Here is a 244-nt window from a genome sequence, read left to right on the forward strand (position 1 = left end):
ATGTCGGAGGGGTAGCGAAGTGGCTAAACGCGGCGGACTGTAAATCCGCTCCTTCGGGTTCGGCAGTTCGAATCTGCCCCCCTCCACCATTTTCTTTAAAATAACCTGAGAGGGTTTATTTTTTTGAAAAGATAACCATACTAGTAAATATTAATGGGCTATAGCCAAGCGGTAAGGCAACGGACTTTGACTCCGTCATGCGCTGGTTCGAATCCAGCTAGCCCAGCCATTTACGAGCCATTAG

2 tRNA genes are annotated in these 244 nt (G+C 48.0%); both read left to right on the forward strand.

Annotated elements, in window-relative coordinates:
- Positions 1 to 5: 5 nt before the first annotated feature.
- Positions 6 to 89, forward strand: a tRNA-Tyr gene (locus tag MR169_RS28090).
- Between the two features lie 65 nt (positions 90 to 154).
- Positions 155 to 229 (forward strand) — tRNA-Gln (locus tag MR169_RS28095).
- Positions 230 to 244 lie beyond the last annotated feature (15 nt).

The sequence above is a fragment of the Bacillus cereus group sp. BfR-BA-01349 genome (assembly GCF_022663795.1).
Lineage (GTDB): Bacteria > Bacillota > Bacilli > Bacillales > Bacillaceae_G > Bacillus_A > Bacillus_A cereus.